The sequence below is a fragment of the Arthrobacter psychrolactophilus genome (assembly GCF_003219795.1).
GTDB classification, from domain to species: Bacteria; Actinomycetota; Actinomycetes; order Actinomycetales; family Micrococcaceae; genus Specibacter; species Specibacter psychrolactophilus.
On record NZ_QJVC01000021.1, the window covers coordinates 43,053 to 68,409 of the forward strand.

Below are 25,357 nucleotides of genomic sequence, written 5' to 3' on the forward strand. Positions count from 1 at the left end.
TATTAACCGCCAGAACGACTCGTAGCGCTGCGACGCGACGTGAAAGCGGCAGCACCCTCGGATCGGTGGAGCACGTCGGGATCATGAAAAAGTGTCAGGCGCTGACAGCGGCGCTTGGCGCCCAGCGGTGCCGCTTATGGAATGGGCGCGCAAAAGCGCGCTGCCCTTCGTGGAAAACGAGGACAGCGCGCTTGGGGGAAAAGCAGGCCGCAGGCAGAACCGGCGGACTGAAAAACTGTGGAACAGATTTACAACGTTACGGTGGCCAGGTCGAAGTCCAGGCGGTGCAGGCGGTCGCGGTCGCTGGGAACGCCGGGCTTGCCGAGGTTGACCACCATGATGACCGAGTGTGAGGAATCGGCATTGAATTCAGCATCGATGCCGGCCGGGTTGATGCCGGTCATGGGGCCCACCGTGAGGCCAGCGGCGCGGGCTGCCATGATGAAGTAACCGGCCTGTAGGTGCGCATTGTTGGAACCCATGGCATTGCGGCCAGCAAGGTCGCCCTCAAACATCTCCATCAAGGAACCTGCCATATGCGGAGCCGTCGTGGGCATGAGGGAATGCCATTCGTTGGTGAAGCTCAAGATGGCTACCATCGGTGCGGTGCGGGTCTTCTCCTTGTTGCCGTCCATCAGATGCGGGACCAAACGCTCGCGAGACTCGGCCGAGCGAAGCCAGGTGAGGCGCAGGGGCTGGCTGTTGAAGGCCGTGGGGCCCATCTTTGTCAGCTCGTAGATGGCCTGGAGCGTCTCATCGGAGATCTCCTCATCGGACCAGCTATTGGCTGTGCGGGCGTCCAGGAACAAGGTCGAGACGGCCTCGTTGTCGAGGACGAGCTGGGAGTTTAAATCGATTTCGGTGGCAACGGCAATGCTCATGGTCCGGCTTTCTCTAGCTAAAGAAGGTTCTCATCAATCCTCAGCGTCCCGGAGGCCGTGGTTGTTTCCGGTTTCGGCATGAGCTGCGACACATTTTCCGCCGCCCGCAAGGGTTAAGTCGTGGACGTAATTGTTCCCCGCCGATGGTGCACTGTGTCAGGATGGCGTCACGGGCTAACGCAAAGGAGCGGTAGGGATATGACGGCATGGACCATTCGCGATTTTCATTCGCAGGACGTTGAAGGGATTCTATCTCTGTGGCAGTCGCTACGGGAGAACGACGTCGAGCCCGTCTATGACCTTTCCGAGGTCCTCGCCTCCTGCGAGAAGGACCACGCTGTGGTGGCCGTGCAGGGCGAACAAATTGTTGGTGCGGCAGTGGGCCGGGCGGCTCACGACCAAGGCTGGATCGTTTTCCTCGCAACCCTGCCAGCGTTCCGTGGACGCGGCATCGGCACACTCTTGCTCTCAGCCGTTGAGAACCGCATGGCAGCTCACGGGCTGAACAAGCTCTCGGCACTCATGCCGGAAACAGAAACCCGTGTGGAAGCCTTCACCAACAGGGGCTTCGTGATCAAGAAAAACCTGCGCTACTTTGAACGGCATATCCCCGTACAACGAGCCGAACTCGGGGCACTGGAGGACCTCGGCGGGCGCATCCTGCCACGTGACCTGTGGGACCGCGTCGCCGGGATGAGTGCCGAAAAGGAACTCCTGGAGCGAAGGCTGGTCATGCCCCTGGCCGAGTCTGAACTCGCGGAAGAATTCGGTGTTGTGCCGCCCCGCGCCGTCGTGCTTTTTGGTCCTCCCGGAACAGGGAAAACAACTTTTGCCAAGGCCATCGCCTCACGCCTCGAATGGCCGTTTGTCGAGGTCTTCCCCTCGAGGCTCGCGGGGGAGCCGGGCGGCCTCGCCGGTGCCCTGCGGCAGACCTTCTTGGAGATTGCCGAGCTTGAACATGCCGTGGTCTTCATCGACGAGGTGGAGGAGATTGCCTCGCAGCGTTCGGGGGAGCCGCCCTCGCCTATGCAAGGTGTCACCAACGAGCTGCTGAAGATCATCCCGGCATTCCGCGATCAGCCCGGCCGCTTGCTCGTGTGCGCCACCAACTTCATCCGATCGCTGGACTCGGCCTTCCTGCGCCATGGCCGCTTCGATTACGTCATCCCGATTGGGCTGCCCGACGAGCAGGCACGCTCTGCTATGTGGAACCGCTTCATTCCTGCCCAGGTGCTCGAGCAGATCGATGTTGTGACGCTCGTTGCGGCAAGTGGCGGATTCTCGCCCGCAGACATTGAGTTCGCTGCCCGCAGCGCCTCGCAGCGGGCCCTGGAAAAGGCCCTGTTCGACGACGTTGCCCCCGCAAGTGGTGCCCCGGCAGTCCCGCGCGGCCCCGTGACGGCAGACTACTTAGAGACCATTGCCGAGACCAAGGCGACCGTGAGCGACGCCGTGGCTGCGGACTTCTTGGAGGACATTGCGGCGCTGGCACGAACCTAAGCCTCCCGCCGGGGATTAAAACAGGGGATTACAGCCAGGTCTTCTTCTTGAAGATGAGGTACATGGCCAGCCCAACGGAGAACATGAGAGCCAGGGCGAAGGGATAGCCAAAGGCCCAGTGTAATTCGGGCATGTGATCGAAGTTCATGCCGTAAATGGATCCTACGAAGGACGGCGCGAACAAGATGGCAGCCCAGGAAGAGATCTTTTTCATCTGCTGGTTTTCCGCAGCGCTGGCCTCATTTTGCCGGTTGGTCGTTAATGTTCCGTCCACCGTCAACGCATTTTGTAACAGCTGCCGGAAGGAGTCCGCCCGGGCCGTGACGGATTCCACATGGTCCTCCACATCGCGCAGATACCGCTGCAGCTCAACGTCGACGTGGTATTTCACGAAGCCTGACTTGAGCCGTTCCAGCATCTCGCGCAGAGGGTGGATGGCGCGCTGGAACTGAATGACCTCGCGTGAAAGTTGGTAGATGCGGCGCGAGACGGTGGGGTCACCGGCGAAGAGCTGGTCCTCGATCTCATCGATGTCATTTTCCAAACCGTTGACCACTGGCTGGTAGTCATCGACCACCTGGTCCATGATCGCGTACAACACGGCCTCGGGGCCCATGGCGAGCAGCCTCGGGTCCGCCTCGAGCCTGGTGCGCGTGGAGGCTAACCCGGGAGTCTCGGCGTGGCGAATCGTGACGACAAAGTCCTTGCCGGTAAAAATATGCAGCTCGCCAAACTCCACCGTTTCATCCTTGTCGATGTATCTGGCGGGCCGCAGTACCGTGAAGAGGACGTCGTCGTACCTCTCCAGCTTGGGGCGCTGGTGAGCCATGATCGTGTCTTCGACCGCGAGCTCATGGAGGGAAAACTCGGCGGCGAGAGACTTCATCTCGGCGGCATCGGGACGGAACATGCCAATCCATGCCATGCCGCCACAGGAATCCATGACCTCATAGGTTTGCTCGAGGCTATGGGGATTGGCAAAGCGTGAGCCGTTCACGTACACGGCGTTATCGATGATGGTCACCTGCTCATTATGGACGAGTCAGGTGTGGAAGCTTAGTCCAGCGGTCCGGTGTGTCCGGGGATGTGCTTAAACACGAGGGTGGTTTCCGTATGACCAACCACGGGATCGGTCGTGAGGTTATCCAAAACCCAGTCGCGCAGGGCATCGGTGTCGCGGACGGCAATGTGCAGCAGGTAGTCCACGGAACCGGAGGTGTGGAAAGTGGAAAGGACCTCGGGCAGCAGCGGAACCCGCGCCGTGAAGGTGTCAATTTCATCGCGGTTATGCGCGCGCAATCGCACGGCAATGAGCGCCTGGACAGATCGGCCAATTGAGGAGAGGTTCAGTTTCGCCTCGAAACCCTCGATCGCGCCACGCTCCATGAGAGCCCGTGTGCGCATGAGAGCGGTCGACGGCGCGATCCCCACTGCGTCTGCCAGGTCCCGGTTGGTGATGCGTGCGTCCGCGACCAGGGTGTCGATGATCTGTCGGTCGACGGCGTCGAGGGGTTCGAAGGAAGGGTGGCCCTGGGGTTGCTCTCGTCGAACGTTCTTCGTCGCTGATGCCATGGGATCCTCCAAGATTCATGATGACGTGGTCCACCACCGCCGGATGGGGCAGTCGATAGTTCGCCATACTAGCAAATTACCGAATATTGGACTAACAGCAGTCGGGTTACAGTCCCTTGAGGAAGTCCACGATCACGTGGGAGGCGGAACCCTCGCGAGCCTGACGCCATCCCGAACCGGCCCACAGATTCAACGCGCGCGGATCGTGGGCCGTTGCTGCGGCGGCGCGGAGGGGTACTGTCAAGAAATGCACCTCTGGGTAGGCCCGTGGCGCCGTGGCTGAATGTTCCCGCACAAAATCATTCACGAGGGCTCGGGCGGCTTTACCGGTAAAGGCTCGAGTCATGGCCGTTTGGGTATAGCTCGGATCGCCCAGCGCATCCTTATGGACCGGGCGTGCGCCACTTTCATCCGTGCGGATCAACGCCGTGCCGATGGCGCCGGCCACGGCCCCTGCCGCGAGCACGGCCTTGAGGTCCGCGGAGCTGGCAATGCCGCCGGCGCCGATCAGGGGGAGGTTCACGGCCGATCGGACGGCCAGGATGAGCTCGGACAGGCTCGCCGGCGGCTGGGCCGGTGCTGGGAGGAAGGCCGCCGTGTGCCCGCCGGCGTTGGCATGTTGGACCATCAACGCGTCAACGCCAGTTTCGACAGCGGCGAGCGCCTCGGCCACGCTCGTCACGGAGGCCACTACCTGGCTACCGGCTTTGTGTAGTTTCGTGACAAGCGGTGCCGGAGCCAGCCCAAAGGTAAAACTGACAAGGGGGACCGGATCGGCGAGCAGCAACTCAAGCTTCTCCTCCCAGGAGTCCTGCACCCGCGGATCGTCCTCCGTCAGAAGCAGCTCGGGAACGTCGGCACCGTAACGCTCGGCCGTGGCGCGCAACTCCGAGCGGTACATTGCCAGCGCTGCGGATGCCGTAGCGGAGAGCGGCTCGGCGCGCGGTACAAATAAGTTCACGCCGAAGTCGTGCCCGGCTGCGCGAAGGGGCGCTAAGTGAGTGGCAAGCTGCTCCGCTGTCTTGTAACCGCCTGCGGCGAAGGCAAATGCTCCGGCTCCGTGGGCGGCTAAGGCGAGTTCCGGCGTCGTGGTTCCACCGGCCATGGGTGCGGCGATCAAGGGTGTGACGAACATGGCATTAGTCTAGTTTGGTGGACACTAACACTTTGAACTCAGCTACGTACCCGGCGCGCTTTGTCGGGTTAGATATTGGCGGCTCCAAGACGCGTGGCATCGTGTGGAGCGACGGCATGCTGACCTCCGATGTCAGCGTTGGCAGCACCAATGTGCAGAACGTCAGCCAGGAAACCGCCGAGGAAAATATGGCCGAACTCTTTGGCCTACTGGAGGCCACCGGGTCCACGGTGGTTTTTGTCGGTGCCGGTGGCATCGATACGGACGACGACGCCGCCGCCTTGAGTGTCTTGATCGCACCTTTTGTCCCTGACGCCACGATCACCGTGGTGCACGATACCCGCCTGCTACTCGCGGCCGCCGGGGCCACCGAGGGTGTGGCCGTGATTGCCGGAACCGGATCCGCCGCCTGGGGGACCAATGCAGCAGGGGAGTCTGCCCGGGCCGGGGGCTGGGGTTACCTGCTCGGTGACGAGGGCAGCGGTTACTGGCTGGCTCGTGAGGCGGTGCGGCACAGCCTGCGACGCATGGATGCCGGGCAGCCTGCCGATGACCTCACCACGGAGTTACTGAACTACTGCGGACTCAAGGCGCCCGGTGAGCTTATCGCGCACTTCCACCAGGGCACCACGCGCCGGTACTGGGCGGCCGCCTCACCGGTCATCTTTGCCGCGGCAGCAAAGGGGCACGAGCAGGCCTTGGCCCTGGTCGACCAGGCCGCCGAAGACCTGGCCGGGATGGCCGCCAAGGTCGCCGGTCAGCTGAACATCGCGGGCCCGATTGTCTTGGGCAGCGGCATCGGCAGCAACGTCCCTGCGCTACAGGAAGCCTTTAGCGCCCAACTGGCCCAGCGCGGCATTAGCGATGTGCACATCTTGGCGCAGGACCCCATCTTTGGCATCCCATTGCTGGTGGCGCAGGCACAGGCCGCCGCCACGGCCTAACCGCGATCGGCTGTTAGTCCGCGGCGGGCGGGGGAGCCGTACTGCCGCGGACAATTAAGGTCGGCGCCACCAAATCGGGGGTACTCACGAGTGCCGGGTTGGCAATCTGAGCCACGATGCTCGCCACCGCGCGCCGGCCGGTGTCCTCAAAGGACTGTCGCACGGTGGTCAGTGGCGGGTTGGAGTAGGCCGCGAGATCGATGTCATCGATGCCCACCACGGAGACATCTTCCGGGACCCGCCGGCCAAGCTCGGTCAGCGCCCGGAGCACCCCGAATGCCATCTCATCGCTGGCCACAAAAATGGCCGTCACCTCTGGCTTGCGGCCCAAGATCAGGCCGTTACGGTAGCCAGACTCCGGGCTCCAATCGCCCTCCAGCTCGGGCGGCGCCTCACGTCCGGCATCGTGCAAGGTTCGGTGCCAGCTATTGCGCCGGGCCAAGGCATCGGACCATTCTTGGGGGCCAGCCACATGCCAGACCGTCTGGTGCCCCAGATCCAAGAGGTGCTGTGTGGCCAGAACTGCGGCAATATCTTGATCCACACCCACCACGCGTTCGCCCAAACTGGTGGAACCATCGGTGTTGATGATGGGGATGCGTTGGGTCAGCTTGGAAACCTGATCGGCAGCACCCTGAAGCGGCGCGGCAATAACAATCCCGTCGACACCCTGCAGCACCAGACGGCCGACGGCAGAGGTCAGCCCCTGCACACTGAGATCGGAGGTCACGGCGTTGACGGTGTAGCCAGCCTCGCGTGCGCCAAGTTCCACGCCGAGCGTAAGCGCTGATTTCGAGAAGTTATTGGTGGCAAGGGTCAGAACACCAATAGTTTTAGAGCGGCCCGTGACAAGGGCGCGGGCCGTGTTGTTCCGGCGGTAGCCCAGCTCCTCAACCACGGCCAACACGCGGCGGCGCGTGCTTTCTTGCACATTGGGGTGATCGTTCAGAACGCGGGAGATGGTCTGCGCGGAGACTCCTGCCGCGGTCGCGACATCTCGCATGGACGGACCACGGGTGAATGGCTGCACAGTATTGTTTTCCTTTGCCGACGGAACGATCATGTCGAGGTAGTTCTAAGAATGTTTATTTGTAACATACCGTGAATTTTCATGACTAGGCAGGCTCGCGTGGTGCAGTCCACGAGATGCCGCGTAACATTGTTATCGATAACAGAATGTCCCATTGATCATTTCGTCAGTCCCAGGAGAACCGGTGTCTACTTCCGCAGCCCTTCATGGTGCAGCTGTCCCCACGCTGAGCTATGCCGACCGTCAGTTGTTTAAGAACGGCGAGCCGCACCGCATCATTGCCGGCGCGGTGCACTATTTCCGGGTTCATCCGGATCAGTGGCAGGACCGCATTGATCGGCTCGTCGCTCTGGGAGTCAACACGCTCGACACCTATGTGGCCTGGAATTTCCACCAGCCTTACAAGGACATGGCCCCGGATTTCAGCGGTTGGCGCGATCTGGCCCGCTTCATCACGCTCGCTGGCGATGCCGGTCTTGACGTCATCGTCCGTCCCGGCCCCTACATTTGCGCCGAGTGGGACAACGGAGGGTTCCCCTCGTGGGCCATTTCCAACCCCGAGATGGTGCTGCGCTCCTCCGATCCACTCTTTACGGCTGCCGTCGGTGCCTGGTTTGAGCAGCTGCTGCCCGTCATCGAGCCGCTTCAGGCCTGCCACGGCGGCCCGGTCGTGGCCCTCCAGATTGAGAATGAATACGGGAGCTACGGCGACGATCAGGCGTATCTGCGCTGGAATCGCCAGGCCTTGCGGGACGGTGGGATGAGTGAAATGCTCTTTACGGCCGACGGCGGAACAGACTATTTCCTCGACGGCGGCTCCCTGCCAGATACCTGGGCAACGGCAACATTGGGTTCCCGCGGCAAGGAAGCTGACGAGATTTGGGAGCGTCGCCGACCTGGCGAGCCCTTCTTCACCGTGGAATTTTGGAACGGCTGGTTTGATCACTGGGGCGAGGACCACCACACGCGCCCGGCACTGGAAGCCGCCGCGGAAGCAAAGAACGTGCTCGATGTGGACGGCTCCATCTGCCTGTACATGGCTCATGGAGGTACCAACTTTGGCCTGAGCGCCGGTGCCAATCATGACGGCGTCATCCAACCCACCGTCACGAGCTACGACTCCGATGCGCCGATCGCCGAAGACGGCCGCCTGACCGAGAAGTTCTTTGCCATGCGCGAGGCCTTCTTCGCGGCCGAGGGACGCGAACTCACGGAGGTGCCCGACGCCTTGCTGCGCCCGGCACCCGTGCTTCCCGCCACCACGGTTCCCCTGACTGCCGGAACGCCGCTGCTGGACTTTGTCCGCGCAGCCGAGCCCGTCGCCAGCGTCAAGCCGCTCTCCTTTGAGCAGCTTGGACTGGATCGAGGCCTGGTGCACTACAGCGCCAAGGCAGTCCTCCCGCAAGGGGAAGGGACCATCAAGATTCGTGGCTTGCATGACCGGGCCTATATCTGGGTCGACAATGTCTTTGCCGGCATCCTCAACGACGCGACGGGCGCCGACGGGCTCAAGGTCAACGGCTCGGGTGTTCCGGCACAGCTGGAGATCTTGGTGGAAAACCAGGGTCGCATTAACTACGGTCCACTCTTTGGCCAGGGCAAGGGCATCCTCGACGGCGTCCTGATCAACCAGCGATATGTCTTCCACTGGGAACAGCGAGCCATTGATCTGGAACAGCCGCTCGAGGAGCTCCTCCAGCGCGGGACCGCAGCAGTCACAGATCTCGGGGCCGGTTTCTTCCACGGCGAGCTGACCGTGGACGAGAGCGCCGATAGCTATGTGGCGCTTCCCGGATTTGGCAAGGGGCTGATCTGGATCAACGGATTCCTCCTCGGCCGATACTGGGAGATTGGCCCGCAGCTCACGCTCTACGTGCCCCAGCCGCTGCTCACGACCGGGCGCAACACCATCACGGTGCTGGAATTCGAACACGGAGCAACGGCGTTGGAACTCCGCACGGAAGCCGAGCTGGGCGCCGTCGGGGTAACGTATGTGGAGGATTTGGGATAAACCCACCATCGTTTTCTCCAGAGAGGCCACAGTGAGTCGCAGCTTCATGCACCGGAAAAATGGGCATAGCAAGGCCGTGGCCGCGTTGACAGTGGCGGTGCTGCTCCTGGGCACCGCCACCGCCTGCACTCCGGAGCCGATCGTGAGTATTCCCAGCGCGTCGCAGGCGCCCGGGGTGACGGTGCTCAAGGTTGGCACCCCGCAGATGCCCGACGGCGTCGACCCCTCCGCGGGTGACTTGCTGGCCCAGGTTTATGCGGCCTCGCTCACCGCCGCCGGGGTAGAGGCCTCGGTCGTCCCGGCACCAGCCGTACCGGGAACCTTGTTCTCGACCATGGAACAAGGCAGCGTGGATATTGTCCCCGTGTACTCACGCGTGGCCTTGCTTGAAGCCTCCGATACCGCCAGGGGAACAACCGAAACGCCTGATGAAGTCCTCGACGCTTTGCGCTCTGCCCTGCCCACGACGCTGACGCTTTTGGATCCGCTCAAAGCCGAGGAACAAGGCAGCATCGTTGTCACGGCCGTGACGGCCCAGAAGTACCAGCTCAAGAGCCTCAGCGATGTGGGCAAGATCTGCGACCAGCTGGCCATGGGCGGTTCCGCCGGTTTCAAGACCGCGGCGCACGGGCTTGCAGGACTGGGCAGCGACTACAACTGCATTCCCAAAAAGTATGAATCGCTCAAGCCCACCCTGGACTACGGCGACGAGAGTATCCTGTGGGCCTTGATCCGTGACGAGGTGCAATTGGCCGAGATCCATGCGTCCTCACCCGCCATCGCCGATAACTCCCTCGTGGTGCTCAGTGATCCCAAGGAATTGTTCCCGAACCAGAACATCGTGCCGCTTGTTGCGACACAGAAGGTCACGGCGGCTCTGCAAGAGGTCATCAACAAGGTCAGTGCGGCGTTGACGGATGAGGAGCTGAGCAATCTTGCGCGGCTGGCACAGGATGGTCATTACGCCACCATGAACGAGGCCGCGCTGGCGTGGCTGACGCAAAAAGGCTTAGTCAAGGCCAGTTCTTAGCCATTGGCCTGAGTCATTTGCCCCGTTCGGTACACCAAGGCGGCTCACCGTGTGCCATATTGGGTAAATGGCAGAATTTACCCAGTCCACCAAGCTCCATAACGTCCTCTATGACATTCGCGGTCCGCTGCTGCAAAGGGCGCAGCAGATGGAATCCGAAGGTCATCGCATCCTGAAGCTAAACATCGGCAATCCCGCGCCGTTTGGCTTTGAAGCCCCGGACGCGATTTTGGTGGACATGATCCGCCACCTGCCCCACGCCCAGGGATACACCGATTCCCGCGGTATCTTCTCGGCCCGTACCGCCGTGGTGCAGTACTACCAAACACGCGGCATTCACAACATTCACGTTGACGATGTCTACCTGGGCAATGGCGTCAGCGAGCTCATCACGCTCTCCCTCATGGCACTGCTCAACAACGGCGACGAGGTCTTGATCCCCACGCCCGACTACCCGCTGTGGACCGCCTCGGTGAGCCTGGCCGGCGGGCGCCCCGTGCACTACATCTGCGATGAAGACAATGAATGGTGGCCGGATCTAGAAGATCTGGAAGCCAAGATCACGCCCAAAACCAAGGGCATCGTCATCATCAATCCCAATAATCCCACGGGTGCCGTCTACCCCGCCCACATTCTTCAGGGCATGGTTGATCTGGCTAGGAAGCACGGCCTCGTGGTGTTCTCGGATGAGATCTACGAAAAGATCCTCTACGACGATGCCGTTCACATCAACACGGCCAGCATCACGGGCGACGATGTTTTGTGCATGACCTTCAGCGGCCTGTCCAAGGCCTACCGGATCTGTGGATACCGTTCCGGCTGGCTGGCGATCTCCGGCCCGAAGGCTGCCGCTGCGGATTACCTCGAAGGTATCAACCTGCTGGCCAGCATGCGCCTGTGTGCCAACGCTCCCGGACAGCACGCCATCCAGACCGCCTTGGGCGGGCACCAGAGCATCAACGATCTCATCCTTCCCGGGGGGCGTCTGCGCGATCAGCGCGATCTGGCCTACCGCATGCTCAACGAGATTCCGGGCGTGAGCGTCAACCAGGCCAAGGGTGCGCTGTACCTGTTCCCGAAGCTGGATCCGGAGATGTACCCCATCAAGAGCGACGAGAAATTCGCGCTGGATCTCTTGGAACAGCAAAAGATCCTGATCTCACACGGAACAGCGTTCAACTGGATCAAACCCGATCACTTCCGACTCGTCACCTTGCCTAATCTTCTGGACCTTGAGGAAGCCGTCGGGCGTATTGCGGAGTTCCTGAGCACCTACAAACCCTAAGGAAAGGTTCCACCCATGCCACAACCCAACGGTTTCACGCAGCACCCCGCCGAGCTTTTGCGGGTTGGCCCAGGATTTTCCCTCGCGGAGCAGCCCACTGATGTGGCTCCAGGCTTTTCCGGCAAGAAGCTCGACGGCGCCACAACCTTGGCTGCCCGGGCTCCGGTTTTATCGCAACTTCAGGAGCAGCTCTTCGCGGAGAGCCGCTTTGGCGGGAGCAAATCGGTGTTGTTGATCCTGCAGGCCATGGACACGGCCGGCAAGGGCGGGATCGTGGGGCATGTCGTGGGATCCGTTGACCCACAGGGCGTGAAGCTCACAACGTTCAAGGCACCCACGGATGAGGAAAAAGCCCACGATTTCCTGTGGCGGGTGCGCCCCGGCGCGCCGGGACCGGGCATGTTCGGCGTATTTGACCGTTCGCACTACGAGGATGTGTTGATTCACCGCGTGCACGGCTGGGCCGACGAGGCGGAACTGGAACGCCGTTACGCCGCCATCAACGCCTTTGAGGCCGAGCTGGCGGATGCGGGAACCGCCGTCGTGAAGGTCATGCTCAACATCAGCCCGGCCGAGCAGCTGGAGCGCCTGACCGCGCGCCTGCACGACCCCACGAAGTATTGGAAGTACAGCCCCACAGACCTGGATGAGCGAAAGTTCTGGCCCCAGTACATGGACGCTTATCAGCGCGTCTTTGAGAAGACGAGCACCGAGAAGGCGCCGTGGTACGTGGTTCCGGCGGACAAGAAATGGTATGCCCGGGCGGCCGTGCAGGAAATCCTGATTCATACCCTCGAGAGCCTCACATTGCAGTGGCCCGCGGGTCACTTTGACCTGAATCAGGAGCGCGCCCGACTCAAGGACGCAGTGCTTTAAGATCCCAGCACAGGGAAGAAATCACGCAGGGCATCGGCAACGCTGATGTCCTGCGTTGTGCGTCCGGCAAAGATGATGGCTTTGCGGTGACGGTTCGGTACCACATGACCGCCGCCGGCCACGGTGTAGAACCGGACCTCTGGCACTCCGTCGTGGTGGAAGAGGCGCAACGTCACGGAGGTGCGCCCGCTTTCCTTTCGATGTGGCAGGACCGTCGAGCTAGGCTCCGTGGTGATGCCGTTGCGGGTGGCGAAGTACTGGGCTGTTTCGAGGGCTGAGGGGCCTCTTCTGCGGCCCAAGAGACTGCGGAACCAGCCTTCTCCCCGATAGGGCACCACGAGATCATGCGTGCCATGGACCAGAAGAAGGGGCAGGGGTTCGTAGTTGTCGATGAAGGCAGCGTTGCCAGCCCAAGGGAGCGTGGCACCAATGATAGCCACGCCATGGAACTTGCCGGGCATTTCATGCACGAGCCGGATGAGGAATTGCCCGCCATTGGAAAAACCGGCCATGACCAGTGGAACCGGGCCATACTGCGCATGGAGCTGGTCGGCCAAGGCTGCCATGAAGGCGATGTCGTCGCTGGCGTTGCGGACCGCGTCGTTGTGATTCCACCGTTTCTTCAGGCCATCCGGATACACCACAGCGACATTTCCAGCGGCGGCCAGATGGTCAAAGCTGTTCCCGCTGAAGGCCCGCACGGCCTTCGCCGTTTGGCTAGAGCCGTGCAAAACCACCACGATGGCGGTGATGGGGGACTGCTCTTCCGCCATGACGAGCAGGAAGGTGCGTTCTCGCCCGGAGACCAGCACCCCTTCCGTACGGCTGAGCACGCCCGGAAGAACGGTGTGACGCATCGGAGTTGTCAGGCTTCCGGGTTGCTCTGGTTACCGGTGGCGCGGGCTGCTTCGAGGCGGGCCTTGGCTCCTTCGAGCCATTCATCGCAGCGTTTCGCAAGAGCCTCGCCGCGTTCCCACAACGCAAGGGAGTCCTCGAGGCTGGCGCTTCCGGTTTCGAGCTGGTTGACCACATTCATGAGCTGTTCGCGGGCCTGTTCGTAACTTAGTGCGGCGATATCTGCTGTGGCGGGGTTCGGGGCTGTGGTGCTCATCGGGGTTCCTTTGGGTAGGGGTAAATGTTAGTTGCTCGTGGCGGTGAAATCGCCACCGGCCACACGGATCTTCAGGCTCGTCCCGGGGGAGAGCTGCGCTGGCGAGCGGACAATCGTCCGGTCCTCTAGCTGAACCACGGCGTAGCCGCGGTCGAGGGTCTTTTGTGGTGACAGGGCCCGGACCTGCGCGCGCAGATGGGCCAGCTGATCGTGATGCCGGCTGACCTGGCCGCGCACCGCAGTGAGGGCACGAGAGCGGAAGGAGGTGACGTCGTCGTACTTGCTGGTGATCATGACCATCGGGTTGGCCAGCACGGGCCGGGTTCGCAGATAGGCCAGCCGCTCGCTCTCGCGCTCCAACAGTCCCTCGATCCGGCGATTGAGCTGCGTACGGGCCTGATTGATGCGGCGGAGTTCGTCGCTGACGTCCGGCACGATGCGCTTGGCGGCGTCGGTGGGGGTGGAGGCGCGGAGATCGGCCACCTCATCCAACAAGGGCCGGTCGGCCTCATGCCCGATGGCGCTAACGACGGGGGTGTGGGCGGCGGAGACGGCACGCACGAGTGTCTCGTGGCTAAACGGCAAGAGGTCCTCGAGGGAACCGCCACCTCGGGCGATGACTATGACGTCGACGGCTGGGTCGGCGTCAAGCTCGGCGAGGGCTGCGATCACGGCCGAGACGGCGTTGACGCCCTGAACGGGAACTTCTCTAACCTCAAATTCCACGGCGGGCCAGCGCAGGGAGGCATTGCGGATCACGTCCTTCATGGCGTCCGAATTCCGGCCCGTGATGAGCCCGATCCGGTGTGGCAGGAGCGGGAGCGGCTTCTTGCGCCGAGGATCAAAGAGCCCCTCGGCGGCCAGAGCCTGACGCAATTGCTCAATCCGGGCGAGCAAATCGCCCAAACCAACGGGGCGAATGTCTTGCCCCTGCATGGACAGCCGGCCGGTCTTGAGCCAAAAATCCGGCTTCAATTGGGCCACCACGCGAGAACCACGTTCCAGGGGCGCCTCCAGCCGGCCCAGGACCGAACCCCAGACCGTGACACTGAGGGAGACCTCGGCATCAATATCGCGCAGCGTTAAGTAACTGACATTGGCGCGCTTATTGAGCTCGATCACCTGCGCCTCAACCCAGGCAGGCGGGGCTTTTTCAATGTGAGACTTGAGTTTTTGGCTCAGCAGTTGCAGCGGCCAGGGGTTTTCCGGCGTGGTTTCGGCCGCTGTTGCCGCAAGGACCTTCTGCTCCGGGGTGTCCGCCATAACCGTATCGCCGTCCTTCGTTGCCGTGTGGTGCCTTGAAATAACCTTAGCTTCCAGCACCGACACGCGAGCACCGCTATCCACAGGCATCGACTAGTCTGGAGGCCGTACTTACTAACCTCCTCGTGGTTTGGAATGAATCATGCGCAACGTTGTATCCGCTCTTCTTATCATTCTTGCGCTGGTGGTTTCTGCCGTGGCCGGACCCGCCTTGTGGTTGCAGAAAAACGTTATTGAACAGGCCGGATTTGTTCAGCTCGCAGGCCCCCTCGGGAGCAATAAGTCCTTCCAGGAGGGCCTCTCCAGTGTCGTGGCGTCGCAGGCGACCGCGTCCATTGACCTGCCCCCGCAGTTGAACGAGCTGGCCACGACCTTGATTCAAAACACTGCGCGGAGCATTTACTCGGAGCCGGGCTACGACCAGGCATGGACGGATACCCTGCAACGCAGCCATGCCCTGACGTTTGCGGCGGCTGGCAACAAGGATATCCAAGGCGATCTCCAGCTCGACATTGCCCCGCTCGTCGCCCTCATCGCCACCAAGGCGGGGAACACGGCCGGGGTGGAACTTCCCACGCCCAAGGATGTTGTCGTGGCCCTGGAGCAGCCCGAATTGGCGCGTCTTTTGCCTGCGGCAACCACGCTGGGTGGTTGGGGAATCTGGTTAGTCGTGCTCGCCGTCGGACTTTTGGCTGCTGGTATTTTTGCGGCACGACGGCGTTCGCTGACCCTCATACTCGCTGGCGCAGGGTTTGCCGTGGTGGCGTTGATCTGGCTGTTCGCCTCCGGGATTGTGGCGAGCGTTCTCCAGAACATGGCCACGGGCCCCGAGGCGGCCAAACAATTTGGTGTGGAGCTAGGGGCCTTGGCGCAGTCGAGCTGGCAGGGCGGCATCACCACGAGCTTTGCCTTCGCCGCGGTGTTGGTGCTGGCCGGTGTCGGAGCTCTCATCGTGAAGCGCAGGCACACCACGTAGGATGGTGGGTATGAGTTCCACTGCCGTTTCCTTGTCTATGCCCGTCGTTCCGCGTCGCCGCAGGTCGCCCGAGGAGGTCGCTGCCGCGGCCCCGGTGACCGGAGAAAAGCGCGTCTTGCTCGCAGCCCCGCGAGGATATTGCGCTGGTGTGGACCGCGCCGTCATCGCCGTCGAGAAAGCCCTCGAGCACCACGGCGCACCCGTTTACGTGCGCAAGCAGATCGTCCACAACGTGCACGTGGTCTCCTCCCTAGAGGCCCGCGGTGCCATTTTCGTGGAAGAAAACGATGAAGTTCCCGAGGGCGCCCTGGTTGTTTTCTCCGCCCATGGGGTCTCCCCGGCTGTAGTTCAGTCCGCAGCGGATCGCGGACTGCGCACGATCGACGCCACGTGCCCCTTGGTGACGAAGGTGCACAAGGAAGCCGTCCGTTTCGCCAAGGAAGACAATCACATTCTGTTGATCGGTCACGAGGGGCACGAAGAAGTGGAAGGCACCTACGGTGAGGCTCCCGAGAGCACCACGATCGTGAACAATCCGGAAGAAGCCCGCACCGTGCAGGTTGCCGACCCCGACCACCTGATCTGGCTCTCGCAGACCACCTTGTCTGTGGACGAGACCATGGAGATCGTCGACATTTTGCGCGAGCGCTTCCCGAACCTGCAGAACCCGCCCAGCGACGACATTTGCTATGCCACCACCAACCGCCAGTCGGCCATCAAGGAGATCGCCCCGCAGGCGGACCTGGTGATCGTGGTGGGTTCGGCCAATTCCTCCAACTCCGTGCGACTCGTGGAGGTGGCTCTGGAATACGGCGCCAAGGCCTCTTACCGCGTTGACTTTGCCCACGAGATTGACGAGAGCTGGTTTGAGGGCGTTGCCAGCGTGGGCGTCACGAGCGGGGCCTCGGTACCGGAGATCTTGGTGAAGGACGTGTTGAGCCTGCTCGCCGAGTACGGTTTCGCGTCGGTGGAGGAGGTTGTGACGGCGACCGAGGACATCTTGTTCTCCCTCCCGAAGGAACTCCGCGCAACACTCAAGGCCGCAGGGGACCCTGCATACAAGGGCGCTCGGAGCTCCAACTTGCTCTAGGGCGCTTACACCCCTTGGATCGCTGCCGCAGCGTCGTTGAATTCTGGCGCCGTCAAGATCCGAGGCGTCACCTCCACCTGGGCAGGTGACTCCAAGGTTTTTGGATCGAGGGCATTGAGCTTCCGGGCCGTGGGCAGGACCCGAGCCTCCAAGGTTCCCACCAGCTTGTTGTAGCGATCGACACTGCTCTTCAGGGAAACCCCGACGGCGGACACGGCCTCGCCCATGGTGCCCAGACGCGTGTAGAGCTGCGCGGAAAGCTCGAAGAGTTCCTTGGCGCTCTCCGTCAGGACCTCCTGGCGCCAGCTAAACGCCACCGACTTCAAGATCGCCATGAGTGAGATGGGCGAGGCCAGCACCACGTTTTTGTTCATGGCGTAATCCAGCAGCTCCGGATCTGCCAGCAAGGCGGCCGACAGGATGGATTCCACGGGGACAAAGCAAAGGACAAGTTCCGGTGAGTTCCGTGCGGAGGCCCAGTACGCCTTGCCGGCTAAGGCATCAATATGTGCCTTGACGGCTTTGGCGTGGCGAGCCAAGTGCTGGGCGGATTCGGCACTATCTGGGGTCCCGGCGTCGTGCGCATTAAGGAACGAGGTCAAGGGGACCTTGGCGTCAAGGACCAATTCCTTCCCACCGGGGAGCCGCACCACCATGTCGGGGCGATGTACGCCGTCGTCCGTGGTGGTGTGAACCTGCTCGTGAAAATCAACGTGGGCCAGCATGCCGGCAGCTTCGACGACGCGTCGGAGCTGCACCTCACCCCACTTGCCGCGGGCACTATTCGAGCGCAAAGCGGAGGCGAGAGAGGATGTGGTGGCCAACAACTTGGCGTCGGCCTCCTTGGCATCACGCAGTTGCTCGGCGAGCTGGCCGTACTGCTCCACCCGGTCCCGTTCCAAGAGGGCAACCTGGCGCTGCACCGCGTTGAGCTTCTCCGAGACCGGCCCCAAGGCCTGCAACACCGAGGAATCGGAGCCTTGTCGGGCCGAGAGGGCGTGATTTTGCGTGGTGAGTAGCCGGCGTTCGGCATCCGCGGCAGCAAAATTCGCGGCCAGCACCGAGACTCGTTCATGCGCGGCGTCCGCCTCCTGGGTGGCACCCCGCAATCTGCCAAGCAGCACGCGTGCCACAGCCGCGGCACCCACGACGGCGCCGAGGAACAACATCAAGACCGCTACAAGCCAGGCAATTCCATTCATGAACCCACTGTGGCACGGGGCTCTGACATTGTGCGTTTGGGCTGGCGGAGTGCCCGAATAAGCTTAAATGAGTCCCTGCCGGTAGAATCTCTTACCGTGGCTCTTACTATTGGCATCGTCGGACTGCCCAACGTCGGCAAATCAACTCTTTTCAACGCACTGACTCGCAACAACGTGCTCGCAGCGAACTACCCGTTCGCCACGATCGAGCCCAATGTTGGCATTGTCAGCCTGCCCGATCCCCGCTTGGCAAAGTTGGCCGAGGTCTTCGGATCTCAGCGCATTCTGCCGGCAGTGGTGTCCTTCGTGGACATTGCAGGCATCGTCAAGGGCGCCTCGGAAGGTGAAGGCTTGGGCAATAAATTCCTCGCCAACATCCGCGAAGCCGAGGCCATTGCCCAGGTCATCCGCGTCTTCGATGACCCCGATGTTATCCACGTCGACGGTAAGGTTGATCCGCGCTCCGATATGGAGACCATCAACACCGAGCTGATCCTGGCCGATATGCAGACCATCGAAAAGGCCATCCCGCGTATTGAAAAGGCCGTCAAGCTCAAGCAGCGCGACGCTGCCGAGCTGAAGGCCATCTTGGCAGCCCAGGCTGTGCTGGAACGCGGCGACACCATCATGTCCTCTGTCAAGAGCGACAAGCTGGAACTTGAGCACCTGCAGGAATTGGCGCTGTTGACGGCTAAGCCGTTCATCTACGTGTTCAACGTAGACGATGCCGTGCTGGGCAACCCCGAGCGTCAGGCCGAGCTGCGTGAACTTGTTGCACCCGCAGACGCCATCTTCCTCGATGCCAAGCTGGAATCCGACCTCGTTGAACTCGACGAAGAAGAAGCCCGCGAAATGCTGGAAATGAGCGGACAGGAAGAATCCGGTCTGGATCAGCTCGCCCGCGTCGGCTTCCACACCCTCGGCCTGCAGACCTACCTGACGGCTGGCCCGAAGGAAACCCGTGCATGGACCATTCGCCAGGGCGATACCGCCCCGCAGGCAGCCGGCGTTATTCACACCGACTTCCAGCGTGGCTTCATCAAGGCCGAAGTTGTTCACTTCGAGGACCTGATGGAAGCCGGATCCATGGCTGAGGCGAAAGCCAAGGGCAAGGTTCGCATTGAAGGCAAGGAATACGTCATGCACGACGGCGACGTGGTGGAGTTCCGCTTCAACGTGTAGTTCATGACATCCATGAATCCTTTGCGATGGCCACCAAGAACACTCGTTCTTGGTGGCCATGTGCATTTAGAACAGCGGCCAGGGGACCGCCGGCATCTCGCCGCTAGGAGCCGGAAACCGTCCCGCCAGGCGCAAGCTGGCGCAGCGTGCGGAAAGCGATGCGATTTCTTCGGTGCTGAGCAAGCCCGCTAGATTTCGGCCCAGCTCACCTTGGAGTCCTGCGCTGACACGATCGATGCCGTCGATTTCCTCTGCGGTCAGAGCATCGCCCCGCCATCCCCACAGCACTGTGCGCAGCTTGTGGTCACGGTGAAAAGTGAGCCCATGGTCTACACCATGTCGGTGTCCGCCCGACATGGCAAGAATGTGGTTGCCTTTGCGGTCGGCGTTGTTAACGACGACGTCGAACACCGCCATTCGTCGCAGTGCTGTCGAGTCTTCGTGAACGAGGGCGACAGCCCGGCCATTCTCATCCTGCCCTTCGAGAATGGTTTTCCAGCCGGTCTCCGGCATCTGGTCCGCAGTAACGAGGTCGACGGCGTTTTGGGCGGGGTCTTGCTCCTGCCAAAGCTGCACCATTCCTGCGCCCAGCGGACCATCGCGCAGCCAGGTGAGCGGGACGACGTCCCAGCCGAATGCCTGCGACACCAGATAGGCGGCCACTTCTCGGTGAGCCAGAGCCCCGTCGGGAAAATCCCACAATGGACTCTCGCCTGCAATGGGCTTATAGACGACCACCACGTCGCCCATGCGGCCAAGAAAAGTAGCGTTTGAAGCCGTCGTGATGCGGCCGGTGAGAGTCAGCTCGTCGGATACAAGGTCTGGAGTTGGCATCAGGGCTCTGGAATGGTGCAGATGTGTCCGTCAGCGTCCATGGGGTAGCCACAAAGTGGGCAGGCAGGACGCCCAGCGCCCACGATCTCGCGCGTGCGCTTGGAGAATGCGCGGGCGGTACCGACGGGGATTCTTACCACCAGCTTTTCGGTCTCGTTGGCGTCGTCCTCGTCAAACGATTCGTCGTTTTCATCCTCATCGATTTCGATGATGGCGTGGGCCTCAATGACGATCTGGGCCGTGGACGGGTCCCAGCCAAGGCTCATGGCACCGGCGCGAAACTGCTCCTGGACGGACTCGAGCTCGTCGTTGTCGACAAGCTCGATGGGAGTGCTCGTGGGAACGCTGAAGCGGTTGCCCTCGACAGTCATGAGATGGTCGAGAATTTCGTCGATATTCTCCGCCAACAAAGCCGACTGCTGCTTTTCCAAAGCAATACTTACGAGCTGCGTCCCCGCGCGCACCTGAAGGTAAAACGTGCGCGCTCCCGGAAGGCCAATGGTGCCGACGACGACCCGGTCGGGCCAAGAAAAATCATGAACAAGTGTAGGCATGTCAATATTCTAGGCGCAGGAAGTTCATGACGTCTCTGGCCCGGCACCGCCACCCACCGGAGCATCCCCAGCGTGGATTCCCTTCGACAGCCATGACAGATCACCCGCGTCGGTGTTGGTCGCGTAGACACTCGGCCGACTTGGGCCGTAGCGCACGATCGAAACGGAGGCAGGGCCAACGTTAATTCGCTGGAACAGGTCAAGGTGCATGCCGAGCGCGTCGGCGAGGATCGACTTGATGATGTCGCCATGACTCACTGCCGCCCACACCGCCCCGGAGCCATGCTCGGCTTCGAAGGCTGCATCGTGGCGGCGAATTGCTGCCACTGACCGGGCCTGCATCGCTGCCATGGATTCTCCTCCTGGAAAGACGACGGCGGACGGTTGAGACTGCACGACGGGCCACAATTCCTCGGTCGCCAGGTCACTGAGCAAGCGGCCCTGCCACAGGCCGTAATCGCACTCGGTCAGATCAGATTCCGCCGGCGCGTATGGCGTGCCAAACTGGCGATCGAGAATGAACTGCGCGGTCTGCTGACAACGCTCAAGGGGGCTCGACACCACTCCGACTAAGGGCACGGCCGCGAGTCTGTCTCCGGTCAGTGCTGCTTGGTCCCGCCCGATCTGGTCTAAGCCGACGCCAACCGCTCGACCGGCCAGCAGTCCAGTGGCATTTGCTGTGGTGCGGCCGTGCCGTACAAGAATTACTGTCGCCATTCACCCACCCTAACCACCCGCCGTCGACGAACCCAGCAGCGAAGCCGAGTGTCGCCTACCTGATAGGGGTCTCACTGCCGCAGCACAGTTGCTTGTATGTGGTGGAATGCGGTGGGCTTTAGCTTTAGCGAAGAAAAGTGCTTTTACCAGGGCTTTTCAAATTCCAGTCATGAGTGTGGACCTGGTCTCGAGTCCCGATCCAACATCTTTGACGAGTCACAGAAGTCGACTTGCGCGTGCCTCCCGTCGAATAACGACCGGCGTGGTTATCTGTTCGGGCGGTGATGCGAGTGCGAGATTGCTTAACTAGCGGTTAAGTGATTTACTCAACCGCATGGAAAGTAACTTGGAAAATCAGCGTGATCCAGCATCCGTACTCGAGGAACTCAGCAATGACCGTGGCCGAATCGGCGAACGGATTACGGCCGAAACATGGTGGGCTGCACCTGCACAGGGTTTGGGCGCGGCCCTTCTGATCGGGACTCCCGCGGCCGGGCTGGCTTGGGCATGGTTGCCCTTTGTGCTCAGTGTGGGGATCTTCATCGGTATTGAGGTGCTCTTTCGTAAGCGCACTGGCCTTGGAATTAACCGGCCGGCCGGCCCTCGAGGAATCTGGTTACTGGTTGCGGTTTTCTTGATCACCTTCTCCTCGTTTGTGATCAACTTGGGACTTGCGCTGTTCGGCCTGACTGGATGGGTGGTTGCCGTCGCTTTGGCTGCGGGTGTCGCGACCGCACTCATCGTCGTGGTCTATGACCGCGCGTATGCTGACGAGGTGCGCCGTGCGGGCTGAACCCCGCTTTGATGAGGCGATTCACGCGCCAACCCGCCTGCGTCTGTGCGCGATGCTGCGCCCGCTCGCCGACGCGGATTTCGCAGCGATTGCCGCGACGCTGCAGCTCAGTGAGGCCAACCTGTCAAAGACCGTGAGGAACCTCGTCGAGATTGGCTATCTCGTCACCAGTAAGCAGGCCTCTGCTCAGCGAACGGACGCGCGCCAGACGACCACAGTCAAACTCACTGCTCAGGGCCGCCGCGCCTTCGATGGACACCTCGCAGCGCTGCGGGCGATGGCGGGTGACTAGCGCGTGTCTCCCCGCGGGGTTTCCCAGGTGAGGGTGGCGATCTGATCGGAAAAGCTCCTCGCGGCCCGCGTTGAGGTAGACCTGCGTGTCGATCCTGCGTCACAGGGCACGCGACCTCCATCGGGCAAATGCCGCGCTAGTGATCATCCATCGACGGCTTAGCGAACAGATCGTATAGGCGGTGCGATACCTCGCTGTTTCCCCTGCGGCCGAGCAGTCGAGGGGCATTGAGACATCGTGTTTCACATACGTTCAAAGCGACGAAACGAGGGTGAATTTGGATTCAACATCTAGTCGTGTTCCGATTTGACGTCTGACTCGATCAAATACGCCGGCTACGTCTCTTTCGTTTTCCGTATCTTATCGACCGGAATGCGCCTGCGTTCGAATTCGGCGCTAGCCCATTCGTATAGGGGCTTGTAGTCGACGGCAGGATAACGAAACAGGTTGACCTTCAGCTGCGGTACGCCGTCCTTTGTTTTGATTCTCGGAATCTCCAAGGGCTCCTTGAGATGGACCACGAAAGCACAATTCAGATCAGCCCGATCCCACATGGCTTGGATTGCGGCACGGTTGTAATACTGGATGCTGGTGACATGGGAAATCGAATCCCAGGGGATCCTGTGGCCTCCCCGCACCGTGAGTCCTTGTGCGGAAATCTTCAGGTCAATCGCGTTCTCTCGCTTACGGAATGTGCCCATCAAGCCAATCGCAAACCCGATACAGCCGAAGATGATGCAGATTCCGCCAACAACCATCGGCGTCCAGCTGACCTTGATCTGTGCAAGATAACTCGGCGTGCCAGGAAGGTCAATGGAGGCCAGATACTGGCCCGGTAAGAACAAGATGAGGCCGAAGAAGAGGTTTTTAAAGCTTCTGTCCAGCATGGGCCAATAGTGCGGACTGGAACTGATGAAGTCTCTGATGGCGTACTTGCCGGATCTTACGTTCTTCAAGGAGTAAATTTCTCGCTTCCTTATAGTGTCGCGCTACCTAGCCCTGCGACTGCACATTTAGCGGCGGGCCGACGCGCCCGTATCGTAGGCGGCGATATCCCACCCTTCCATTGTTGCAGGTTCCGTTACAGCCGGCCTGACCGGTTCCGGTCGAGAGGGTCGGCGGGAAGCGCATCGAATCCGAATTTCCGGTCACACCTGTGGGTGCGCCGAACCGATCCCGCTGCAGCGTGCTCGTCCAGGCCACATCGGAACACTCTGGGCAGAATTGCCGCCACGCGAGGTCATTGAATCCGTCATTGGAGCAATTCCGACGAAGGCTATCGTGGACGGCGAGAGTTCCCAGTTCAGCGTAGTTGCAGCTCGATGAGTGGGTGTTCCGCGAAAATCTCGAGGATGATCTCGAAGTACGTCTTCCCGATGCCTTGCTGCAACTCGTCAAGATCCGACTGAATACCTCGCTGGTTGAAGGAATTCGGTTGTGCCAATTTGTTGTTCAGCCACCGCTGCGTCTCATCGAATCCGAGTGCATCACGGCTGTGTGCATGATCGATCCATACAAACGTAGCCGGAACACCGTCGCGGATCTCGCTGTCTATCCGGTAGAGGACGTCGTTAAGTCCGTCCAAGGTCGGACCAAGGATCCAATCCTGTTCGGCCATTAGCTCCCGGTTGAACTGCTCGTAGAGGTCGGCGATGGAGTGCACCTCGCCGCCGTCGATTCGGTACTGTTTCATTGCTCCGAGTCCTCCCTTATTTTGGTGATGCCAATAGACCCCGATATGCACTTGCGGCTCAAGTCAGTCGAGAATACCAAGCCCGGCCCGTCGTCTATCGCAGTGACAGCTATTGCTGTCTGGGGCATTCAAGGGAACGGAAGCGCCGAGAGTCGAATCGGAACCTGCCGCTGCTGCTTTGTGGGCCAAAATGCTTGTGGAGCGTAGTTTCTCTACGCTACGGTGCAAGTGATTCCACACCGCATTCACTCAGGGAGTTGCCATGTTTCGTACACGAGTCCACAACCTCCTCATCTCCTCCGACGGATACGCCGCAGGTAATTACGTGACACTTGATAAGCCGATTGGGGACGCCGGTGCCCTCTTTCGTAGCTTCGACGGACGCGTCATCCACGGCATCCAGGGCATCGATGACCCGGTGACCGTGGATAGGGCAATGTTCAGCATGTGGGGACAGGGGATCGGTGCGGAGATCATGGGGCGCCGCAAATTTGGTCCGCAGTCCGGCGAATGGCCCGACGACGGATGGGAGGGTTGGTGGGGAGAAGCGCCACCATTCCTAACCCCGGTGTTCATCCTTACCCACTACCCTCGCGAGAGTATTGAATTCGCCAATGGCACCAGTTTTCACTTCGTGGATACAACTCCGGTGGAAGCCCTTCGTCTGGCGAAGGAGGCCGCCGGTGGATTGGATGTTCGAATCGGCGGTGGGCCCACAACCGTGAGCGAGTTCCTGCAAGATGACCTGATCGATTTCCTGCATATAGTGACCGTCCCCGTCGTGCTCGGCTCGGGTGTGCAGATTGGGGAACACTTGGCTGCTTTGGAAAACCACTTCATCGTAGAATCCGTCAGCACCTCCAGCGGATTAACACATCAGCTATGGAACCGGAAAACCTAGCGTCCAGGAGTGCGTATCTTGGCAGCGCGCTTGAATATATTGAGAGGCATATTATTACCTCTCCAGGGGGAGCCCTGTCCGACACCGTGAGGTTCATTAACGAGTCTGCAGGGGAGTAGCGACTGCTTCGAGAACCGTCTCCACGGAATCAGCTAACAACGACGGCGTAATCCCCACCTTGGGCCTGGAACAAGGAGGTACTCAGTGGCCGGTGTCACAGTGTTTGGAGTTGGTGTTGAGCGCGAAACGCGTGTATTGTTTTTCGAGTTGCCCCGCTTGATGCGGGTGTGAAAATCCTTGGTTTGTGTGGCCGGTTTGTTCCGGTTGTTTTGCATGTTCTGGGGTGGTTGTTTGTTTCTTTTGGGAATGAATGATGAAGGGTTTATGGATTTGCTTTTATAAAGTAGATCGGGTAAGCTTGTAAAGTTGCCCCGGCACTGATCGTCAAGGTTTGTTTCTTGGTGTATGGCTGGGTGTGGTTGTTG

The 25,357-nt window shown here is 60.9% G+C and carries 26 protein-coding genes; 12 read left to right on the forward strand and 14 right to left on the reverse strand.

The window, feature by feature from the left end; genetic code table 11:
• Positions 1-248: 248 nt before the first annotated feature.
• Complete coding sequence (locus CVS30_RS15215; RefSeq protein WP_110486407.1) at positions 249-881, reverse strand: malonic semialdehyde reductase; 633 nt, start codon at positions 879-881, stop codon at positions 249-251.
• A 198-nt stretch (positions 882-1,079) separates the two neighbouring features.
• Here CVS30_RS15215 and CVS30_RS15220 point away from each other — a divergent pair, with 198 nt between their 5' ends.
• Positions 1,080-2,381, forward strand: coding sequence for an ATP-binding protein (locus CVS30_RS15220; RefSeq protein WP_110486408.1), 1,302 nt, complete (start codon positions 1,080-1,082; stop codon positions 2,379-2,381).
• A gap of 28 nt (positions 2,382-2,409) precedes the next feature.
• On the opposite strand, the gene corA is transcribed toward CVS30_RS15220, so the two are convergent.
• The 3 genes from corA to CVS30_RS15235 all read right to left on the reverse strand — a co-directional run bounded on the left by corA (position 2,410) and on the right by CVS30_RS15235 (position 5,088).
• Entirely contained in the window at positions 2,410-3,405 is a 996-nt protein-coding gene (corA, locus tag CVS30_RS15225) for a magnesium/cobalt transporter CorA (protein WP_110486409.1), read from the reverse strand.
• A 32-nt stretch (positions 3,406-3,437) separates the two neighbouring features.
• Positions 3,438-3,953 carry an Lrp/AsnC family transcriptional regulator gene (locus CVS30_RS15230; protein WP_110486410.1) on the reverse strand — a complete coding sequence of 172 codons (516 nt, stop codon included), beginning with the start codon at positions 3,951-3,953 and terminating at the stop codon, positions 3,438-3,440.
• Between the two features lie 106 nt (positions 3,954-4,059).
• The gene (locus CVS30_RS15235) at positions 4,060-5,088 is read right to left on the reverse strand and encodes a nitronate monooxygenase (RefSeq protein ID WP_110486411.1); all 1,029 of its coding nucleotides are present in this window, start codon (positions 5,086-5,088) and stop codon (positions 4,060-4,062) included.
• 17 nt (positions 5,089-5,105) lie between these two features.
• Here CVS30_RS15235 and CVS30_RS15240 point away from each other — a divergent pair, with 17 nt between their 5' ends.
• Positions 5,106-6,032: an N-acetylglucosamine kinase gene (locus CVS30_RS15240; RefSeq protein WP_281268086.1), complete on the forward strand. Its 927-nt coding sequence runs from the start codon at positions 5,106-5,108 to the stop codon at positions 6,030-6,032.
• 13 nt (positions 6,033-6,045) lie between these two features.
• Here the strand turns inward: CVS30_RS15240 and CVS30_RS15245 are convergent, their stop codons facing one another.
• On the reverse strand, positions 6,046-7,062 hold the full coding sequence (locus CVS30_RS15245; protein ID WP_220033933.1) for a LacI family DNA-binding transcriptional regulator: 1,017 nt from the start codon (positions 7,060-7,062) through the stop codon (positions 6,046-6,048).
• 184 nt (positions 7,063-7,246) lie between these two features.
• Between CVS30_RS15245 and CVS30_RS15250 the strand changes: the two genes are divergently transcribed.
• The 4 genes from CVS30_RS15250 (at position 7,247) to CVS30_RS15265 (ending at position 12,264) form a co-directional block, all read left to right on the forward strand.
• Positions 7,247-9,073: a glycoside hydrolase family 35 protein gene (locus CVS30_RS15250; protein ID WP_245934634.1), complete on the forward strand. Its 1,827-nt coding sequence runs from the start codon at positions 7,247-7,249 to the stop codon at positions 9,071-9,073.
• 31 nt (positions 9,074-9,104) lie between these two features.
• The gene (locus CVS30_RS15255) at positions 9,105-10,103 is read left to right on the forward strand and encodes a glycine betaine ABC transporter substrate-binding protein (protein WP_181419823.1); all 999 of its coding nucleotides are present in this window, start codon (positions 9,105-9,107) and stop codon (positions 10,101-10,103) included.
• A 67-nt stretch (positions 10,104-10,170) separates the two neighbouring features.
• Positions 10,171-11,388 carry a pyridoxal phosphate-dependent aminotransferase gene (locus CVS30_RS15260; protein ID WP_110486415.1) on the forward strand — a complete coding sequence of 406 codons (1,218 nt, stop codon included), beginning with the start codon at positions 10,171-10,173 and terminating at the stop codon, positions 11,386-11,388.
• A gap of 15 nt (positions 11,389-11,403) precedes the next feature.
• Positions 11,404-12,264 (forward strand): polyphosphate kinase 2 family protein, encoded by an 861-nt coding sequence (locus CVS30_RS15265; RefSeq protein WP_110486416.1) that lies wholly within the window; start codon positions 11,404-11,406, stop codon positions 12,262-12,264.
• On the opposite strand, the gene CVS30_RS15270 is transcribed toward CVS30_RS15265, so the two are convergent.
• From CVS30_RS15270 to xseA, 3 genes are read right to left on the reverse strand one after another with little or no spacing between them, the layout of a single operon-like run.
• Positions 12,261-13,121 carry a CE1 family esterase gene (locus CVS30_RS15270; protein ID WP_110486417.1) on the reverse strand — a complete coding sequence of 287 codons (861 nt, stop codon included), beginning with the start codon at positions 13,119-13,121 and terminating at the stop codon, positions 12,261-12,263. The two genes, CVS30_RS15265 and CVS30_RS15270, sit on opposite strands and share 4 nt — an antisense overlap.
• 8 nt (positions 13,122-13,129) lie before the next feature.
• Entirely contained in the window at positions 13,130-13,375 is a 246-nt protein-coding gene (locus tag CVS30_RS15275) for an exodeoxyribonuclease VII small subunit (protein WP_110486418.1), read from the reverse strand.
• A 27-nt stretch (positions 13,376-13,402) separates the two neighbouring features.
• Positions 13,403-14,638 (reverse strand): exodeoxyribonuclease VII large subunit, encoded by a 1,236-nt coding sequence (gene xseA / locus CVS30_RS15280; RefSeq protein WP_110486433.1) that lies wholly within the window; start codon positions 14,636-14,638, stop codon positions 13,403-13,405.
• 142 nt (positions 14,639-14,780) lie between these two features.
• Between xseA and CVS30_RS15285 the strand changes: the two genes are divergently transcribed.
• Together CVS30_RS15285 and CVS30_RS15290 are read left to right on the forward strand one after the other, a co-directional pair.
• Positions 14,781-15,614: a hypothetical protein gene (locus CVS30_RS15285; RefSeq protein WP_110486419.1), complete on the forward strand. Its 834-nt coding sequence runs from the start codon at positions 14,781-14,783 to the stop codon at positions 15,612-15,614.
• Between the two features lie 10 nt (positions 15,615-15,624).
• Complete coding sequence (locus tag CVS30_RS15290; protein WP_110486434.1) at positions 15,625-16,704, forward strand: 4-hydroxy-3-methylbut-2-enyl diphosphate reductase; 1,080 nt, start codon at positions 15,625-15,627, stop codon at positions 16,702-16,704.
• Positions 16,705-16,709: 5 nt separating this feature from the next.
• On the opposite strand, the gene CVS30_RS15295 is transcribed toward CVS30_RS15290, so the two are convergent.
• Complete coding sequence (locus tag CVS30_RS15295; RefSeq protein ID WP_110486420.1) at positions 16,710-17,906, reverse strand: DNA recombination protein RmuC; 1,197 nt, start codon at positions 17,904-17,906, stop codon at positions 16,710-16,712.
• Between the two features lie 96 nt (positions 17,907-18,002).
• Here CVS30_RS15295 and ychF point away from each other — a divergent pair, with 96 nt between their 5' ends.
• Positions 18,003-19,088, forward strand: a complete 1,086-nt coding sequence (gene ychF / locus CVS30_RS15300) for a redox-regulated ATPase YchF (protein WP_110486421.1) — start codon at positions 18,003-18,005, stop codon at positions 19,086-19,088.
• Positions 19,089-19,154: 66 nt separating this feature from the next.
• Here the strand turns inward: ychF and CVS30_RS15305 are convergent, their stop codons facing one another.
• Genes CVS30_RS15305 through CVS30_RS15315 form a run of 3 tightly spaced genes read right to left on the reverse strand, consistent with a single transcriptional unit; the run spans position 19,155 to position 21,193 of the window.
• Entirely contained in the window at positions 19,155-19,922 is a 768-nt protein-coding gene (locus tag CVS30_RS15305) for an SCO1664 family protein (RefSeq protein WP_110486422.1), read from the reverse strand.
• Positions 19,922-20,476, reverse strand: coding sequence for a DUF3090 domain-containing protein (locus CVS30_RS15310; protein ID WP_110486423.1), 555 nt, complete (start codon positions 20,474-20,476; stop codon positions 19,922-19,924). The genes CVS30_RS15305 and CVS30_RS15310 overlap by 1 nt, the downstream gene beginning before the upstream one ends.
• Positions 20,477-20,500: 24 nt before the next feature.
• The gene (locus CVS30_RS15315) at positions 20,501-21,193 is read right to left on the reverse strand and encodes a histidine phosphatase family protein (RefSeq protein WP_110486424.1); all 693 of its coding nucleotides are present in this window, start codon (positions 21,191-21,193) and stop codon (positions 20,501-20,503) included.
• Between the two features lie 334 nt (positions 21,194-21,527).
• On the opposite strand from CVS30_RS15315, the gene CVS30_RS15320 reads away from it, so the two are divergent.
• Positions 21,528-21,986, forward strand: coding sequence for a hypothetical protein (locus tag CVS30_RS15320; protein ID WP_110486425.1), 459 nt, complete (start codon positions 21,528-21,530; stop codon positions 21,984-21,986).
• Complete coding sequence (locus CVS30_RS15325; protein WP_110486435.1) at positions 21,976-22,278, forward strand: transcriptional regulator; 303 nt, start codon at positions 21,976-21,978, stop codon at positions 22,276-22,278. Before CVS30_RS15320 ends, CVS30_RS15325 begins: the two co-directional genes overlap by 11 nt.
• A 335-nt stretch (positions 22,279-22,613) precedes the next feature.
• On the opposite strand, the gene CVS30_RS15330 is transcribed toward CVS30_RS15325, so the two are convergent.
• Both CVS30_RS15330 and CVS30_RS15335 read right to left on the reverse strand, forming a co-directional pair.
• Positions 22,614-23,234, reverse strand: a complete 621-nt coding sequence (locus tag CVS30_RS15330) for a hypothetical protein (RefSeq protein WP_110486426.1) — start codon at positions 23,232-23,234, stop codon at positions 22,614-22,616.
• Positions 23,235-23,581: 347 nt separating this feature from the next.
• Entirely contained in the window at positions 23,582-23,971 is a 390-nt protein-coding gene (locus tag CVS30_RS15335) for a barstar family protein (RefSeq protein WP_110486427.1), read from the reverse strand.
• A 262-nt stretch (positions 23,972-24,233) separates the two neighbouring features.
• Between CVS30_RS15335 and CVS30_RS15340 the strand changes: the two genes are divergently transcribed.
• Positions 24,234-24,872, forward strand: a complete 639-nt coding sequence (locus CVS30_RS15340; RefSeq protein ID WP_110486428.1) for a dihydrofolate reductase family protein — start codon at positions 24,234-24,236, stop codon at positions 24,870-24,872.
• Positions 24,873-25,357: the final 485 nt, after the last annotated feature.